The sequence below is a fragment of the Streptomyces sp. NPDC005408 genome (assembly GCF_040606445.1).
Taxonomy (GTDB): Bacteria; Actinomycetota; Actinomycetes; order Streptomycetales; family Streptomycetaceae; genus Streptomyces.
The window spans coordinates 47,500-63,437 of the sequence record NZ_JBEXEX010000035.1; the positions used below are offsets into that span (position 1 = coordinate 47,500).

Annotated in this window: 17 protein-coding genes; 9 read left to right on the forward strand and 8 right to left on the reverse strand. The window is 70.3% G+C overall.

Translation table 11 applies throughout. The features are described from left to right. Positions 1-98: 98 nt before the first annotated feature. Positions 99-1,088, forward strand: a complete 990-nt coding sequence (gene moaA / locus ABZS64_RS27360) for a GTP 3',8-cyclase MoaA (RefSeq protein WP_355834984.1) — start codon at positions 99-101, stop codon at positions 1,086-1,088. On the opposite strand, the gene ABZS64_RS27365 is transcribed toward moaA, so the two are convergent. Next, positions 1,071-1,310 carry a hypothetical protein gene (locus ABZS64_RS27365; RefSeq protein WP_355834987.1) on the reverse strand — a complete coding sequence of 80 codons (240 nt, stop codon included), beginning with the start codon at positions 1,308-1,310 and terminating at the stop codon, positions 1,071-1,073. The two genes, moaA and ABZS64_RS27365, sit on opposite strands and share 18 nt — an antisense overlap. Positions 1,311-1,502: 192 nt before the next feature. Next, a complete protein-coding gene (locus tag ABZS64_RS27370) occupies positions 1,503-1,877 on the reverse strand; it encodes a DUF3099 domain-containing protein (RefSeq protein ID WP_355834989.1) in 375 nt (124 codons plus the stop codon). A gap of 218 nt (positions 1,878-2,095) precedes the next feature. Between ABZS64_RS27370 and ABZS64_RS27375 the strand changes: the two genes are divergently transcribed. Next, positions 2,096-2,371 carry a GlsB/YeaQ/YmgE family stress response membrane protein gene (locus ABZS64_RS27375; protein ID WP_355834992.1) on the forward strand — a complete coding sequence of 92 codons (276 nt, stop codon included), beginning with the start codon at positions 2,096-2,098 and terminating at the stop codon, positions 2,369-2,371. A gap of 117 nt (positions 2,372-2,488) precedes the next feature. On the opposite strand, the gene tyrS is transcribed toward ABZS64_RS27375, so the two are convergent. The 3 genes from tyrS to ABZS64_RS27390 are packed head-to-tail and all read right to left on the reverse strand — an operon-like array spanning position 2,489 to position 6,727. Continuing rightward, positions 2,489-3,757, reverse strand: coding sequence for a tyrosine--tRNA ligase (gene tyrS, locus ABZS64_RS27380; protein ID WP_355834995.1), 1,269 nt, complete (start codon positions 3,755-3,757; stop codon positions 2,489-2,491). A gap of 58 nt (positions 3,758-3,815) precedes the next feature. After that, positions 3,816-5,207, reverse strand: coding sequence for a metallopeptidase TldD-related protein (locus tag ABZS64_RS27385; protein WP_355834997.1), 1,392 nt, complete (start codon positions 5,205-5,207; stop codon positions 3,816-3,818). Then, a complete protein-coding gene (locus ABZS64_RS27390; RefSeq protein ID WP_355835000.1) occupies positions 5,204-6,727 on the reverse strand; it encodes a TldD/PmbA family protein in 1,524 nt (507 codons plus the stop codon). Before ABZS64_RS27390 ends, ABZS64_RS27385 begins: the two co-directional genes overlap by 4 nt. A gap of 184 nt (positions 6,728-6,911) precedes the next feature. On the opposite strand from ABZS64_RS27390, the gene fabG reads away from it, so the two are divergent. From fabG to ABZS64_RS27405, 3 genes are all read left to right on the forward strand, one after another. Then, positions 6,912-7,616 (forward strand): 3-oxoacyl-[acyl-carrier-protein] reductase, encoded by a 705-nt coding sequence (gene fabG, locus ABZS64_RS27395; RefSeq protein WP_355835003.1) that lies wholly within the window; start codon positions 6,912-6,914, stop codon positions 7,614-7,616. A gap of 4 nt (positions 7,617-7,620) precedes the next feature. Continuing rightward, positions 7,621-8,388 (forward strand): enoyl-ACP reductase FabI, encoded by a 768-nt coding sequence (gene fabI, locus ABZS64_RS27400; protein WP_355835005.1) that lies wholly within the window; start codon positions 7,621-7,623, stop codon positions 8,386-8,388. Between the two features lie 173 nt (positions 8,389-8,561). Then, complete coding sequence (locus ABZS64_RS27405; RefSeq protein WP_355835008.1) at positions 8,562-8,942, forward strand: hypothetical protein; 381 nt, start codon at positions 8,562-8,564, stop codon at positions 8,940-8,942. On the opposite strand, the gene ABZS64_RS27410 is transcribed toward ABZS64_RS27405, so the two are convergent. Continuing rightward, entirely contained in the window at positions 8,905-9,591 is a 687-nt protein-coding gene (locus ABZS64_RS27410) for a FadR/GntR family transcriptional regulator (protein ID WP_355835011.1), read from the reverse strand. The genes ABZS64_RS27405 and ABZS64_RS27410 overlap by 38 nt on opposite strands. Positions 9,592-9,717: 126 nt before the next feature. Here ABZS64_RS27410 and ABZS64_RS27415 point away from each other — a divergent pair, with 126 nt between their 5' ends. The 4 genes from ABZS64_RS27415 to ABZS64_RS27430 all read left to right on the forward strand — a co-directional run bounded on the left by ABZS64_RS27415 (position 9,718) and on the right by ABZS64_RS27430 (position 12,078). Continuing rightward, positions 9,718-10,947: an MFS transporter gene (locus ABZS64_RS27415; protein WP_355835075.1), complete on the forward strand. Its 1,230-nt coding sequence runs from the start codon at positions 9,718-9,720 to the stop codon at positions 10,945-10,947. A 17-nt stretch (positions 10,948-10,964) separates the two neighbouring features. Then, positions 10,965-11,081 carry an SGM_5486 family transporter-associated protein gene (locus tag ABZS64_RS27420; protein ID WP_355835014.1) on the forward strand — a complete coding sequence of 39 codons (117 nt, stop codon included), beginning with the start codon at positions 10,965-10,967 and terminating at the stop codon, positions 11,079-11,081. Between the two features lie 165 nt (positions 11,082-11,246). Further along, positions 11,247-11,453, forward strand: coding sequence for a hypothetical protein (locus tag ABZS64_RS27425; protein ID WP_355835017.1), 207 nt, complete (start codon positions 11,247-11,249; stop codon positions 11,451-11,453). A gap of 73 nt (positions 11,454-11,526) precedes the next feature. Beyond that, positions 11,527-12,078, forward strand: a complete 552-nt coding sequence (locus ABZS64_RS27430; RefSeq protein WP_355835020.1) for a histidine phosphatase family protein — start codon at positions 11,527-11,529, stop codon at positions 12,076-12,078. Between the two features lie 354 nt (positions 12,079-12,432). On the opposite strand, the gene serB is transcribed toward ABZS64_RS27430, so the two are convergent. Continuing rightward, entirely contained in the window at positions 12,433-13,650 is a 1,218-nt protein-coding gene (serB, locus tag ABZS64_RS27435) for a phosphoserine phosphatase SerB (RefSeq protein WP_355835023.1), read from the reverse strand. A 551-nt stretch (positions 13,651-14,201) separates the two neighbouring features. Continuing rightward, complete coding sequence (locus tag ABZS64_RS27440) at positions 14,202-15,779, reverse strand: streptophobe family protein (protein ID WP_355835026.1); 1,578 nt, start codon at positions 15,777-15,779, stop codon at positions 14,202-14,204. Positions 15,780-15,938: the final 159 nt, after the last annotated feature.

Below are 15,938 nucleotides of genomic sequence, written 5' to 3' on the forward strand. Positions count from 1 at the left end.
CGCGCCGCACCTCGTGACAATCGGGCCCCATTCGTTGTCGGTGCCCTGGCGTAGGCTCGGTAGCAATAAGATCCGTTTAACCGGGGAGGGGGCCCACAGTGCTCATCGACACCTATGGCCGTGTGGCCACTGACCTGCGTGTTTCGCTCACCGACCGATGCAATCTGCGGTGTACGTACTGCATGCCCGAAGAAGGCCTGCAGTGGCTCGCCAAGCCCGATCTGCTGAGCGACGACGAGATCGTCCGGCTGATCCGCATCGCCGTGACCGACCTCGGCATCACCGAGGTCCGCTTCACCGGTGGGGAGCCGCTGCTGCGGCCCGGGCTGGTCGGGATCGTGGAGCGCTGCGCCGCTCTCGCACCCCGCCCCAAGATGTCCCTGACCACCAATGGCATCGGCCTCAAGCGCACCGCGACCGCCCTCAAGGCCGCGGGCCTGGACCGGGTCAACGTCTCGCTGGACACCCTGCGGCCCGAGGTCTTCAAGACACTCACCCGCCGCGACCGCCACCACGACGTGCTGGACGGCCTGGAGGCCGCCCGCGCCGCGGGCCTCACTCCGGTCAAGGTCAATACGGTCCTGATGCCGGGCCTCAATGGCGACGAGGCCCCCGACCTGCTGGCCTGGGCCGTGGCCAATGACTACGAGCTGCGTTTCATCGAGCAGATGCCGCTGGACGCCCAGCACGGCTGGAAGCGCGACGGCATGATCACCGCGGGCGACATCCTGGAGTCGCTGCGTACGCGCTTCAGCCTCACCGCCGAGGGCGAGCAGGAGCGCGGCTCCGCGCCCGCCGAGCGCTGGATCGTGGACGGCGGACCGCAGCGCGTCGGGGTCATCGCCTCCGTCACCCGCCCCTTCTGTTCCGCCTGCGACCGCACCAGGCTCACCGCCGACGGCCAGGTGCGCACCTGTCTGTTCGCCCGTGAGGAGACGGACCTGCGGGCCGCGCTGCGCTCGGACGCGCCGGACGAGGAGATCGCCCGTATATGGAAGCTGGCGATGTGGGGCAAGAAGGCAGGCTCGGGCCTTGACGACCCGACGTTCCTGCAGCCCGACCGCCCGATGTCAGCGATCGGCGGCTGAGTCTTCGGGGCCCTGATTGCGCTCCCACTCCTCCAGCGTCACGACGTCCTTCAGAAAGCCGCGCAGGTCAAGGAAGTTGGAGAGATGTTCGCGGTGCTCGTCGCAGGCGAGCCAGGTCTTGCGGCGCTCCGGAGTGTGCAGCTTCGGGTTGTTCCACGCGAGCACCCAGACAGCGTCGGCGCGGCAGCCCTTCGCGGAGCAGATCGAGGTCTCGTCACTCACGTTTACATCCGTACGGAAAAGGCGACCACATGGCGACGCCGAGCAGCCACGGGGGGAGCTGCCCGGCGTCGGTCCGTCGCTCCGACGGGGGATGCGGAGCGCCTACGAAGTATGTCACGGGGAGTGGGGTGAGGTGCACCGGAACTTCATGATTGATCTGAGCTTTTACTGAGCTTCGAAGGCCCCCTGGAATCAACTGTGATCCTGCCCCTGAGCGCTCTGTCTGCCGCCGTCGGCTTCCGGCTCGGGTTCCGCGGCGGTGGGCGCCGGGACGGGCGCGATCATCGGCCGGGACGGGGCGGGCACGAACGTCGAGGGCAGCGGAGGGGCGTTCTCCCGGCCCGCGTTGGCGATCACCACGGAGATGTACGGGAGAATCCCGCCGAGCACCAGCGCCACGATCGCCACCGGGCGTTCCACATTCCACAGGGTGGCGGCGAGGATCACCGACACGGTCCGTATCGACATCGAGATTACGTAGCGGCGCTGCCGGCCGCGCACATCGTCCGCGAGACCCTGGCGCGCTCCCGTGATCCGGAAGACCTCCGCGCTGCCATGCTTCCGCATCACGTTCCACCACCCGATTTTCCGCGTCGGACGCTCCCCGGTCCTGACGCCTTCCACCGTACGCCGCACATCCGACAGCTACGAGAGGGGGGCGGCTCCCACCTGCGTCGTCGGGGCCGCGCCGTAGCACGTACGGCCGTGCCCGACATGCGCTGTTCGGCTGACAGACCCAGACTGACGGCGTAACTGCTCACGCAGAGCCGTACGAGGAGGCAGCCATGGGCTGGTTGTGGGCGATCATCGTGGGATTCGTGCTGGGCCTGATCGCGAAAGCGATCCTCCCGGGCAAGCAGCACCTTCCCCTCTGGCTGGCCACCATCTTCGGCATCGGTGGCGCGGTGCTCGGCAACTGGGCCGCAGTGGGCCTCGGGATCGACGAGACGAGGGGCATCGACTGGGGGCGCCATGCGCTCCAGCTCGCGGCGGCCGTGCTTCTCGTGTTCCTGGGAGACATGGCGTACACGGCGGTGAAGGGCAGTAAGCAGCGGGCTTGACTGGGGCTCCGCCCCGGACCCCGCGCCTCGAAGGCCGGCGGGCCGAGTCCGGCGGGCCGAGTCCGGCGGGGCCGAGTCCGGCGGGGCCGAGACATCAGCCCCGCCGGCCCATGAACGTCAGCCGGTCGTGACCTCGACCGCGGCCAGGTTCTTCTTGCCGCGGCGCAGGACCAGCCAGCGCCCGTGCAGCAGATCCTCCGCCGCCGGCACCGCGTCCTCCGCGGCGACCTTGACGTTGTTCACGTAGGCCCCGCCCTCCTTCACGGTGCGGCGGGCGGCCGACTTGCTGGCCACGAGCCCCACCTCGGCGAACAGGTCCACGACCGGAGCCAGCTCGCTGACCTTCGCGTGCGGCAGCTCGGAGAGCGCCGCCCGCAGCGTCGGCTCGTCGAGCCCGGCCAGCTCACCCTGCCCGAACAGCGCCTTCGACGCGTCGACGACAGCAGCGCACTGATCCGCGCCGTGCACCAGCGTCGTCAGCTCCTCCGCCAGCGCCCGCTGCGCGGCACGCGCCTGCGGCCGCTCCTCGGTCAGCTTCTCCAGCTCCTCGATCTCCTCGCGGGACTTGAAGCTGAAGATCCGCAGGAACTTGGAGACGTCACGGTCGTCCGCGTTCAGCCAGAACTGGTAGAAGGCGTACGGAGTGGTCCGCTCCGGGTCGAGCCAGACCGTGCCGGTCTCCGTCTTGCCGAACTTCGTGCCGTCCGCCTTGGTGATCAGCGGGGTGGCCAGTGCGTGCACATCGGCCTCCGGCTCGACCCGGTGGATCAGGTCGGTGCCCGCGGTGAGGTTGCCCCACTGGTCACTGCCGCCGGTCTGCAGCGTGCAGCCGTAGCGCCGGTTCAGCTCCAGGAAGTCCATGCCCTGCAGGATCTGGTAGCTGAACTCGGTGTAGCTGATGCCCGCGTCGGAGTTCAGCCGCCGGGCGACCGCCTCCTTCGCGATCATCTTGTTGACCCGGAAGTACTTGCCGATGTCGCGCAGGAAGTCGATCGCCGACAGGCCCGCCGTCCAGTCCAGGTTGTTGACCATCGTCGCGGCGTACGGGCCCTTGAAGTCGAGGAACCGCTCGATCTGCTCGCGCAGCCGCTCCACCCAGCCCGCGACGACCTCCGGCGCGTTGAGCGTGCGCTCGGAGTTCGGCTTCGGGTCGCCGATCAGCCCGGTGGCGCCGCCGACCAGGCCCAGCGGGCGGTTACCCGCCAGCTGGATCCGGCGCATGGTGAGGATCTGGACCAGATTGCCCAGGTGCAGGCTGGGCGCGGTCGGGTCGAAGCCGCAATAGAACGTGACGGGACCGTCCGCGAACGCCTTGCGCAATGCGTCCTCGTCAGTGGAGAGGGCAATCAGCCCACGCCACTGCAGTTCGTCGACGATGTCCGTCACGGGTCTCGCGTCTCCTTCGATGTGCCAGCGTTCGGTGTGTCCATGGACGTGTACGAGGTTATACGCCCTGGCTGACCGAACTCATATTGAAATCAGGGATGCGCAGCGCGGGCATCGCGGCCCGCGTGAACCAGTCGCCCCACTCACGCGGCAGCGTCTTCTCCGTGCGGCCCGCCTCGGTCGTGCGGGAGAGCAGGTCGACGGGCGACTCGTTGAAGCGGAAGTTGTTCACCTCGCCGACCACCTCGCCGTTCTCCACGAGGTAGACACCGTCCCTGGTCAGCCCGGTCAGCAGCAGTGTCGCCGGGTCGACCTCGCGGATGTACCAGAGGCAGGTCAGCAGCAGCCCGCGGGCCGTCGCCGAGACCATCTCGTCCAGCGAGCGCTCGCCGCCGCCGTTCAGGATCAGGTTTCCCGCTCCGGGCGCCACGGGCAGGCCGGTCAGACCGGCGCTGTGCCGGGTGGTGACCAGGTGCTCCAGCTTTCCTTCGCGTACCCAGTCCGTTGCCGACAGCGGCAGACCGTTGTCGAAGACCGACGCGTCGTCGCCGGAGGAGTGCGCGATCACGAACGGCGCGGACTCCAGGCCCGGCTCGTTCGGGTCGCTGCGCAGGGTCAGCGGCAGCGGCGAGAGCGTCTCGCCGACGCGGGTGCCGCCGCCGGGCTTGGAGAAGACCGTACGGCCCTCGGCCGCGTCCCGGGCCGCCGACGACCACAGCTGGTAGATCAGCAGATCGGCCACCGCGGTGGGCGGCAGCAGCGTCTCGTACCGGCCCGCGGGCAGGTCGATGCGGCGCTCGGCCCAGCCGAGCCGTTGCGCGAGCTCCGCGTCGAGCAGGGCCGGGTCGACGTCCTTGAAGTCCCGCGTCGAGCGGCCCGCCCAGGCGGAACGCGAGCGGTCCGGGGACTTGGCGTTGAGCTCCAGGGTGCCGTTGGGCTGGTCGTGGCGCAGCCGCAGCCCCGTCGACGTACCGAGGTAGGTGGAGGTGAGCTCATGGTTGGCGAAGCCGTACAGCTCACGACCGCCGGCCCGGGCACGGGCGAATGCCTCGCCCAGCGCGGGCGCGAAGTCCGCGAAGACGGCGGACGAGGTCTCCTGGGGCGCGTCCGTGAAGTCGGGGGACGCCGGGACCCCTTCGACGAGGGGCTGAGCGTCCTCGGCGGGGTCGGCCCCGCGCGCGGCGGCCTCGGCGGCCCGCACCAGCGGCTCCAGGTCGTCGGCGGTGACGGCGGAGCGCGACACGACACCGGACGCGGTGCCCTCGGAGCCGTCGACGGTCGCGATGACGGTGAGGGTGCGGCCGCGGGTGACGCCGTTGGTGGTCAGTGCATTTCCCGCCCAGCGCAGATTGGCGGAGGAGTGCTCGTCGGCGATGACGACGCAACTGTCGGCGGTGGACAGCTCGAGGGCCCGCTCGACGATCTCGTGCGGCTTGCTGTTGCGGCTCATCGACCGGCCTCCTGCGTGGTGTTGAGAATGTTCACGCCGCGGAATAGCGCGGACGGGCAGCCGTGGGAGACCGCCGCGACCTGGCCCGGCTGGGCCTTGCCGCAGTTGAAGGCGCCGCCCAGGACGTACGTCTGCGGGCCGCCCACCTTCTCCATCGAGCCCCAGAAGTCCGTCGTCGTCGCCTGGTACGCGACATCGCGCAGCTGACCCGCCAGCTTGCCGTTCTCGATACGGAAGAAGCGCTGCCCGGTGAACTGGAAGTTGTAGCGCTGCATGTCGATCGACCACGACCGGTCGCCGACCACATAGATCCCGCGCTCAACCCCGCCGATCAGGTCCTCGGTCGAGAGCCCGCCCGGATCCGGCTGCAGCGACACGTTCGCCATCCGCTGCACCGGCACATGGCCGGGGGAGTCCGCGTACGCGCAGCCGTTGGAGCGGCCGAGTCCCGTCAGCTTCGCGATCCGCCGGTCCAGCTGGTAGCCCACCAGCGTGCCGTCCTTGACCAGGTCCCACGACTGCGCCTCAACGCCTTCGTCGTCGTAGCCCGTCGTCGCAAGACCGTGCTCCGCGGTCCGGTCGCCCGTCACGTTCATCACCGAGGAGCCGTACGCCAGCTTCCCCAGCTTGTCGAAGGTGGCGAACGACGTTCCCGCGTAGGCCGCCTCGTATCCCAGCGCCCGGTCAAGCTCCGTGGCATGGCCGATCGACTCGTGGATGGTCAGCCAGAGATTCGACGGGTCGACCACCAGGTCGTACCGCCCGGCTTCGACGCTCGGCGCGCGCATCTTCTCCGCCAGCAGCACCGGGATCTGCTCCAGCTCGGCGTTCCAGTCCCAGCCCGTGCCGGTCAGATACTCCCAGCCGCGGCCCACCGGCGGCGCGATCGTGCGCATCGAGTCGAACTCGCCGGTCGTCTCGTCGACGGCGACCGCGGTCAGCTGAGGGTGCAGCCGCACCCGCTGCTGCGTGGTGACGGTGCCCGCCGTGTCCGCGTAGAACTTGTTCTCCTGGACCGTGAGCAGCGACGCGTCCACATGCGCCACGCCCTCCGCCCGCAGCAGCCGCCCGCTCCACTCCGCGAGCAGGCCCGTCTTGTCCTCGCCGGGCACCTCGAAGGGGTTGATCTCGTACGAGGAGATCCAGGTACGGTCCGCGTGCACCGGCTCCTCCGCCAGCTCCACCCGCTCGTCGGAGCCGGCCGCGGTGATCACCTTCGCCGACAGCTTGGCCATCGCGACCGCCTGGCCCGCGACCCTGGCGGCCGCGTCCATGGTCATGTCGACCCCGGAGGCGAACCCCCAGGCGCCGCCGTGCACCACCCGTACCGCGTACCCGAGGTCCGTGGTGTCGGATGAGCCGGCGGGCTTGGCGTCGCGCAGCCGCCACGCCGCACTGCGTACGCGCTCGAAGCGGAAGTCGGCATGCTCGGCGCCGAGCGCACGCGCCCGGGCGAGTGCCGCGTCGGCGAGGGCCCGCAGCGGCAGCGCCGTGAAGGCTTCGTCGATGGAATGAGGCACGGATGTCTCCTGTCGTTGAGACGGGTCGACCTGATCATGTCGCGCCGGAGGGTGCCTTGCCCAGCGCCATTCTGTAGGGACCCGACAGGGACTGGCTGAAGGCGCTGTCAGGGCCCGATTCTCCGCGGGAGGTGCAGGACCGATAGGTTTTCGAGTATCAGACCGCTATCGAAAGGGTGATCCGTTGAGCCGCTCGGTTCTCGTCACCGGAGGAAACCGGGGCATCGGCCTCGCCATCGCCCGCGCGTTCGCCGATGCCGGCGACAAGGTCGCGATCACCTACCGCTCCGGCGAGCCGCCGGCCGGCTTCCTGGCCGTCAAGTGCGACATCACCGACGCCGAGCAGGTGGAGCAGGCCTACAAGGAGATCGAGGAGAAGCACGGTCCGGTCGAGGTGCTGGTGGCCAACGCCGGCGTCACCAAGGACCAGCTGCTGATGCGGATGTCCGAGGAGGACTTCACCGCCGTCCTCGACACCAACCTCACCGGCACCTTCCGGGTCGTCAAGCGTGCCAACCGCGGCATGCTGCGCGCCAAGAAGGGCCGCGTCGTGCTGATCTCCTCCGTGGTCGGGCTGCTGGGCTCGGCGGGACAGGCCAACTACGCCGCCTCCAAGGCGGGCCTCGTCGGCTTCGCCCGCTCCCTCGCCCGTGAGCTGGGCTCGCGGAACATCACTTTCAACGTCGTCGCACCGGGCTTTGTCGACACCGACATGACCAAGGTGCTCACGGATGAGCAGCGCGCGGGCATCGTCTCGCAGGTGCCGCTCGGCCGTTACGCGCAGCCGGAGGAGATCGCCGCCACGGTGCGCTTCCTCGCCTCCGACGACGCCTCGTACATCACTGGAGCCGTCATCCCCGTTGACGGCGGATTGGGCATGGGTCACTGATCACATGAGTGGAATCCTCGCCGGCAAGCGCATCTTGATCACCGGTGTGCTGATGGAGTCCTCCATCGCCTTCCACACCGCGAAGCTGGCACAGGAGCAGGGCGCCGAGGTCATCCTCACCGCCTTCCCCCGGCCCACGCTGACCGAGCGCATCGCCAGGAAGCTGCCCAAGCCCGCCAAGGTCATCGAGCTGGACGTGACCAACAGCGAGCACCTGGACCGGCTCGCCGACCTGGTCCGTGAGGAGCTCGGCAGCCTGGACGGTGTTGTGCACTCCGTCGGCTTCGCGCCGCAGGACGCCCTCGGCGGCAACTTCCTCAACACCCCGTTCGAGTCCGTCTCGACCGCGATGCACGTCTCGGCGTTCTCCCTGAAGTCGCTCACGATGGCCTGCCTGCCGCTGATGCAGGAGGGCGGCTCGGTCGTCGGCCTCACCTTCGACGCCCAGTTCGCCTGGCCGCAGTACGACTGGATGGGCCCGGCGAAGGCGGCGCTGGAGGCCACCTCCCGCTACCTCGCCCGTGACCTGGGCAAGCAGAACGTCCGCTGCAACCTGATCTCCGCCGGACCGATCGGCTCCATGGCCGCCAAGTCCATCCCGGGCTTCGCGGACCTCGCGGACGTGTGGAACCACCGCTCCCCGCTGGAGTGGAACATGGCGGACCCGGAGCCGGCAGGCCGTGGTGTCGTCGCCCTCCTGTCGGACTGGTTCCCGAAGACCACCGGCGAGATCGTCCACGTGGACGGTGGCGTGCACATGATGGGCGCGTAGGTCCTGTCCGGCATCGACGCCCCGTTCCCCGCAGCGCGCGGGGGACGGGGCGTCGCCCGTTCGGACCCCGAAGCCGCGCGGCACGGCGCCCCGGCGGTGAGGCTTGAGAGGCAATCCCCCTTGTGGTGCAGCCGCGGCTACCCGGCCGCAGTACGGCCGAGGAGGTCCCGCTTGTGCGCACGACCTGGCGCTCCGCCTTCGTACCGGCCACGGTGACGCTCCTTGTGTGGGCGGCGCCGGCCGCCGTCTCCCAGCCGCACCGCCAAGAGCCGAAGCCCCCGCCCAAGCCCCCCTCCCAGCCCCGGATGTACGAGGCCGACTGCCGCACCGTCATCGAGGGCTCGCGGGCCACCGCCTACTGCCACAATCCGTATCCCTCCACCGACCGCGTCCGGCTGCATGTCGAGTGCGAGCGCTGGTGGGACATCGACGCGGACAGTGCGCCGGTCGAGGTGGGCCCGGCCGACTACGCCGAACTCACCGACCGCTGCTGGAAAGAGATCCGCGTGGTCTGGGTCAGCCATCAGCCCCTGCGGGAGTCCGCAGGCACATGAACGGATAGCTCGCCGCCTCCGTCGCCGCCGTATCGCCGTCGCCTGCGCGGATCGCCTCGACCATCCGCGCGTGATCCATGTGGTTCTCCGGGCGCAGCTCGCGGCCCACGTCGTCGCGGAGCCAGTCGCGCAGCAGATCGCCCAGGTCGGCGTAGAGCTCGCTGAGCACCTCGTTGTGCGAGGCCGCGACCACCGCGAGATGGAAGGTCGCGTCGGCCGCGACGAACTGCTCCGCGTCTCCCGATGCCCAGGCCTCCTCGCGCCGGGCGAGGAGCGTGTCCAGCTGCTTCAGGTCCTTGTCCGTACGCCGCTGCGCGGCCAGCCTGGCGGCCGAGGACTCGAGCGTGGAGCGCAGCTCGGCGATGTGCCGGGGGTTGGCGTCGGCGAAGCGGCGGTGCATGACGCCCGCCAGCTCGCTCGTCGCCACGACATACGTGCCCGAGCCCTGGCGGATGTCCAGAAGGCCGTTGTGCGCAAGTGCGCGCACCGCCTCGCGGACGGTGTTGCGGGCCACGCCCAGCTGCTCGACCAGTTCCGGTTCGGTGGGGATACGTGAGCCCACCGGCCACTCGCCCGAGGTGATCTGGTTCCGCAGCTCGGCGATCACCTGATCGGAGAGCGCGGAACGCCGGGGAGAGGTCAGCGCCATGGTGCTCCTTGCATACGAGAGTCGTGAAGGATTGGACAACCAATCATCCCATGATTCTATGATGGCCTCATGCCCGACGAGACCCGGACCAAGACCCTGACCGAGCCCCAGGCTCCGAGCCCCGCCATGACCGACCGTACCGCCGTGGCCGCTCCGGCCCAGCGGCCCGCGGTCTGGCTCACCCGCCTCGTCGTCGTCGGGATCATCCTCGCGGCGCTCAACCTCCGTCCGGCCATCACCAGCCTCGGCGCGCTCCTCGAAGAGGCACGGGTCGGACTGCACATGAGCGGCAGCGTGGCGGGCGTCCTCACCTCCGTTCCGCCGCTCTGCTTCGCGATCTTCGGTATCGCGGCACCCAGGCTCGCCCGCCGCTTCGGCCCGGGCGCCGTCGTCTGCGCGGGCATGGCGGCCATCGCCACCGGCCTGCTGATCCGGCCCTTCGCGGGCGGTACGGCGGGCTTCCTCGCCGCCAGCGCGCTCGCCCTCATGGGCATCGCCGTCAGCAACGTCCTGATGCCGGTGATCGTCAAGCGTTACTTCCCCGACCGCGTCGGCTCCATGACCGGGCTCTACTCCATGGCGCTGGCCCTCGGCACCTCCGTCGCCGCGGCCGCGACCGTACCCATGACCGAGGCGCTGGGCGGCAGTTGGCGCGTCGGCCTCGGTATCTGGGCACTCCTTGCCGCCCTTGCCGTACTGCCCTGGATCGGCCTGGTCCGCGACCGCAGCGCGGCCGTGCAGAACTCGGTCGCCGCACAGGCCGAGGACTCCTCGGCCCCAAGGATCACCCGCAGCCCCACCGCCTGGGCGCTGGCCTGCTTCTTCGGCCTCCAGGCCACCGGCGCGTACATCACCATGGGCTGGATGCCGCAGATCTTCCGCGACGCCGGGGTACCGGCAGGCACGGCCGGGGTGCTGCTTGCCGTGACCATGGTGATGGGCGTGCCCCTCGCCTTCGTCATCCCGCGGCTCGCCACCCGGATGAGGACCCAGGGCCCGATCGTCGTCGCTCTCGGCCTGTGCGGCCTGACCGGATACTCGGGCCTGCTCTTCGCACCGGCCGCCGGAGCCTGGGCCTGGGCGCTGCTGCTCGGCATCTCCAACTGCGCCTTCCCGCTCGCCCTCACCATGATCGGCATGCGCTCGCGCACCGGCGCCGGAGTCGTACGCCTGTCGGCCTTCGCCCAGTCCACCGGCTATCTGATCTCCATCCCCGGCCCGCTGCTGGTCGGCGTGCTCTACCAGCACAGCGGCGGCTGGGAGCTGCCGATCGCGCTGATGGCGGGACTGATCGTGCCCCAGATCGCGGTCGGCATCCTGGCCGGACGGGACCGGACGATCGAGGACGAATGCTGAGGTGCGAGACTGGCTCCATGCCTGTGCTCGACCCGAACCCCCCGAACGGCCAGAAGAAGCTCCTCTACGTCTTCGGAGCCATGATCGCGATCACGATCGTGATCGCGATCATCGCCTCCATCGCCTCGCCCTGACACGGGCGTTGGACGCCCCCGAGCCCTGTTGGTGGTGCTAGCACCACCATCCCCTAGGGGGCCAGGGTCAGGGTGAAGTGGGTGGGTCACCGGATGGGCCCGGGAGCCCATGATCCGTAGGTTTGAAGCATCGAACCGCAGACCTACGGAGTCACGGAGGCGGCCATGTCGGCCCACACGCACACCCGGTCCCACCCCAAGGCCACCGGCGGCGTCGACATCCGGCTGCCGTGGTGGGCCCTCGCGCTGCCGATGCTCGCCTTCGTCGTACTGCTCCTGCTGATCGCCGACCCCGCCCAGGCGCAGGCCGCGGGCGGCGAGCCCGCGGTCGGCCAGATCCTCGACCGTATCCAGCACACCCTGTCCCGGTGACGCGTTCACCCGTGACGGGGGAGCCCTTCAACACCCTGCGCCCGCTGGCTCATTTCATGCGAAGCTGGGGTGCATGAGCGACGCCGTGTCTTCCGGGGGGACAGCCCCCGGATCCCCCGAGTCCCGCAGGATCGTCCTCCTTCGGCATGCGAAGGCCGACTGGCCGCAGGTGTCCGATCATGAGCGCCCGCTCGCCGAGCGCGGCCGCATGGACGCATCGGTGGCCGGCCGCAGGCTGGCCGATACCGGTATCGCCTTCGACCTGGCTCTGTGCTCAACCGCGAGCAGAACCCGAGAGACCTGGAAGTTTGCGGTCCACGAGCTGCCCCACCGCCCCAAGACGGTGTACGAGGAGAGGCTGTACGACGCCTCCCTCGGCGAACTCATCGCGCTGCTGAACGAGAACCCGGACGAGGTGAACGACATCCTGGTCATCGGCCACAACCCCGGAATGCACGCCCTCGCGGACGCGCTCACGGGCAAGGCCGAGGGCGACGCGCTCGCCCGGATGACCAAGACGGGGTTCCCGGCCGCGGCGTTCGCGGTGGTCGGCTTCACTGGCTCGTGGAAGTCGGTGGAGCACGGTGTCGGCACGCTGCTCGACTACTGGGCGCCGCACGACTGACACCCCCGTCCGGCAAACGGCCCCGGCGCGAGTCCTCGCACCGGGGCCTTCCGCACAGGGCCTAGGCCCTGTCCGGTCAATCTTGCTGGGCTCGCGTGCCCTGGCACGCACTCCCCCGTAGCCCTTTGGGCACGGGAGGTGCCCCCATCGCCAGACCGGCTCACTGATCCGGCCTGATCGACCGGACAGGACCTAGGGCCTGTCGTTCGGATCTTGCCGGGCTCGCGTGCCCTGGCACGCACGCTCGCCGCGTTGTCGTCAGTCGCCGACGCTCCGCGTCGGCTCCTTCCTCCGCCTTGCGATGCACCACGCCAGACCCCGCTCACTGATCCGGCCTGATCCAAACGACAGGCCCTAGTGCTCCGCGCCCGGGTCGTCCGCGGCCTCGACCTCTTCGCGGCTGATGCCCAGCAGATACAGCACGGTGTCCAGGAAGGGCACATTCACCGCGGTGTGGGCGGCACGGCGGACCACGGGCTTGGCATTGAAGGCCACGCCCAGACCCGCGGCGTTCAGCATGTCCAGATCATTCGCGCCATCGCCGATCGCGACGGTCTGCGCGAGCGGCACACCCGCCTCGGCGGCGAACCGGCGCAGCAGCCTGGCCTTGCCCGCGCGGTCCACGATCTCGCCGGTCACCCGTCCGGTGAGCTTTCCGTCCACGATCTCCAGCGTGTTCGCCGAGGCGAAGTCCAGCCCCAGCCGCTCCTTGAGATCGTCGGTGACCTGCGTGAACCCGCCGGACACGACGCCCACTTGGAAACCGAGGCGCTTGAGCGTACGGATCAGGGTGCGGGCGCCGGGGGTCATGCGGACCTCCTTGCGCACCATGTCCACGACCGAGGCGTCGAGCCCGGCCAGCAGCGCCACGCGCGCGTGCAGCGACTGCTCGAAGTCCAGCTCCCCGCGCATCGCGGCCGCCGTGACCTCGGCGACCTTGTCCTCGCAGCCCGCATGCGCGGCGAACAGCTCGATGACCTCGTCCTGGATCAGCGTCGAGTCCACATCCATCACGACCAGCCGCTGCGCACGACGGTGCAGCCCGGCCGACACGACGGCCACATCGACCCCGATCCCGGCGGCCTCGGTCACCAGAGCGGTGCGCAGCGGCTCGGTCTCCGTACCGGACACCGCGAACTCCACTGCCGTGACCGGGTACTTGGCCAGCCGGAAGATCCGGTCGATGTTCCCGCCGGTGGCGGTGATCCTGGCCGCTATGGCGGCGGTCGACTCGGCGGTCAGCGGGTGCCCGAGAACGGTGACATGCGAACGTCCGCTGCCACGGGGGCGGTTGTCGCCGGTACCCGAGATGATCTCGGCCTGCAGTTTCAGCGACTCGGCCCAGCTGTGGACGGTGGCCCGAAGCTCCCCCTCGGTGGTCCCACCGGCGGTCGGAGCGGTGACGAGGGCGCACAGGACGATGCGGCCCCGGGTGACGACCTGCTCGATGTCGACGACATCGACGGAGTAGGCGGCAAGGGTGTCGAAGAGCCCGGCGGTGATCCCGGGACGGTCCTTCCCGAAGATCTTGACGAGAAGGGTGCGTACGTCGGAGGTCTGCGATGCGCTCATGGTGGTTCCACCGTATCGGGCGCGGGCGGGGAGGAGCCGGGCTGTCCCGCCTGGCGGACGGGGGCGGGGGTTTGTCCCCCACCCCGCCCGTTTCCAGGGTTCGTGGTGAACGTGGGCCAGGGGGCGTTGGTGGTTGCTGCCCGGTGGGTGGTTTCGCGGGCGAACCCCCGGCGGCTCGCGGACCCGCTCGGGCGTCGGCTTCGCGGCGCGGGCGATTGTTCCCCCACCCCGCCCCTTCCCGAAACTGGGGGCTGCCCCCAGGCCCCCGAGGGGGAGGGGAACGTGGGGGCTGACGCCCCCGCACCCCCGACGCGCCGGCTTCGCGGCGCGGTGCACACACCCCAGGGGTGCCGGCTTCGAGGCGCGGGGTGACCGATGACCGTCACCGGCAAGGGGGCTGCGCAGCGGGTGGAGTCGGGACGTAGAGCGTGATTTGTGGCGCGCGGACGCCGGTACCTAGCGGCACAGCTGAGACGCGCCGTAAATCATGCAGTCCCGGCGCAACCCCGGAGCGGACCCCAAACGGCCACCCCGCGGCACCGGGCAACCCCTCAGCCCTCCCGGTCCGGCCGGAACGGCCGTGGCGGTGGTGGCGGTGGTGGCGGCGGTGGGGCCGGGACCGGGCCGACCATCGTCGGGGCCCCATGGATCTCCGGGGGCGGGCGCAGATACGGGTTCGTGTCGTCGTTCGACGGCCGGTACGGCGGCGCCGGACGGTACGGACCCGGCACATCCGCCACCGGCGCAGCGACCGCCGTCGGCGCACCCCGCGTCACGTACACCAGCAACGCCCCGACTCCACCCGCCCCCGCCCCCGCCCCCCACGCCGCCCCCAGCACCAGCGCCATCCCCAGTTGACCGTGCAGCTCAATACCCGCCCCGAACGCGTCGAAGCCCAGCACCGACAGCGACGCGTCCGCCGACACGTCCGTCAGCCAGACCAGCAGCGGCAGGGCCAGCGCCGTGACGAGGCCGAGCCGCACCGCACACCGCCCCGCGAACGCCAGGGCCCCCCGCCGCACGTTCCCCGGCGTACGTGCCGCCGCCAGCACCCCCGCGTACAGCATCATTACCGCCGTCGCGACCGCCAGCAGCCACACCCGCCCGTCCAGCTCGGCCAGCCGCCCCACCGTCACCGGCTCGTCCGCGGACACCCGCAGCAGCTCGTCGATCGGATCCGGCAGCAGCTTCGCCAGTTCGCCCGTCGCCTTGCCGTCCCACGGCACGAACAGCCCCAGCGGCACCCCCAGCCACACCCCGTTCGGCGCCCCGAGCAGCGCCGCGCCGGCGATCCGTTTCGGGTGGTCGTCGCCGATCGCGGCGTACCCCGCCGCCGCATATCCCGCGAGGACCGCCACCAGCAGCACCGCCACGATCGCGGACGCCGCAGGCCGTACCGTCCGCCGCAGCGCATCCCACATCGCTCCGCCCGGCAGCGGCGACCGCCGCGAGGCGAGCAGCGAGAGGACCAGCACCCCCAGCACCCAGAACAGCGCGCCGGCCAGCGAATCCGCGGTGTTCACGCTGAACCCCACCGCAGCCTTCGCGTTCACCAAGTCCCCGAGCCGGTCCGGCAGAAGCCCTCCGATGTCACCGATGTCGCCGAGCCCCGGCACCTCGATGCCGCCCCCGTCCCCGCCCACCCCGGGGATCTTGTTGGCGTCGAGCCCCAGCTTCGCCCCGTCGATCGTGATGACGTCGTGACCTGCCCACGCCAAACCCCCGACCGTCGCGACGAACAGGAGCACCACCCCGCCCACCCGCGCGGCGAGTTCACTGCCCGAGATGTACGGCCCCGCCCTCCGCAGCGAACGTAGAAAGAAGTACGCAAGGAGCAGTGCCCCGACCAGACTCACCCCAAGTGGCGTGATCTCGACGGCCGTCCGCGCCTGTGCACCTTCCAGCCCGAACGCGGACACATCGCCAGTCGGAGTGACCGATCCGCCCACTGCGAGCACCACCGCCGCCGCGGTCATCGGCCCGAGCGCCCCGGCCGAATCCGCGCCCAGCAGATGCAGTCCGAGCGCCGCCGCGCCCGCCATTCCCACGAGCGCCCAGCTCACCGCGGCGATCGACGCCAGCAGCACATCGACCCATGGCACCCGCTCACCGCTGCCGTCTGCATCCATCCGGACCCCCCGATCCCTGGTGGGTTTGCCCCAGTTACCCCCATTCGCGCATGATCCGTGCGCACTCATGGGCGCTTACCATGCTCCGTGCGCGTTTCTCCGCCGTCAACGGTCACCCCGGACGCGGTCTTCACAAGGCCCGACTTTCGGATACGGGAT